Source organism: Nocardioides antri (assembly GCF_008373765.1).
GTDB lineage: Bacteria > Actinomycetota > Actinomycetes > Propionibacteriales > Nocardioidaceae > Nocardioides > Nocardioides antri.
Genome location: NZ_VUJW01000135.1, coordinates 1 through 325, shown reverse-complemented (window position 1 = coordinate 325; position 325 = coordinate 1). Strand labels below are relative to the sequence as shown.

Genomic DNA, 325 nt, shown 5'->3' with positions numbered 1-325 from the left:
AAGAAACAGAAAAAGACCATCGAGTCAATTAACTCCCGCCTTGCCTTGGTGATGAAATCGGGAAAATATTGCTTAGGATACAAGCAAACTTTGAAAACTCTTCGACAAGGCAAAGCAAAGCTGGTTATCATCGCTAAAAATGCTCCTCCGCTAAGGAAATCTGAGATTGAATACTACGCCCTCCTAGCTAAGACAGGTGTTCACCACTACAGCGGGAACAACATTGAATTAGGAACAGCATGCGGAAAATACTACAGAGTGTGCACACTCGCCATCACAGACCCTGGTGACTCGGACATTATCACCACTTTGCCTGAAGCATCAG

At 44.6% G+C, this 325-nt stretch carries 1 protein-coding gene; it reads left to right on the top strand.

Annotation, left to right across the window (positions count from 1 at the left end; genetic code table 11):
• The coding region (locus F0U47_RS22805; protein ID WP_223162858.1) for a 50S ribosomal protein L30e at positions 1–325 on the top strand (325 nt) is incomplete at both ends.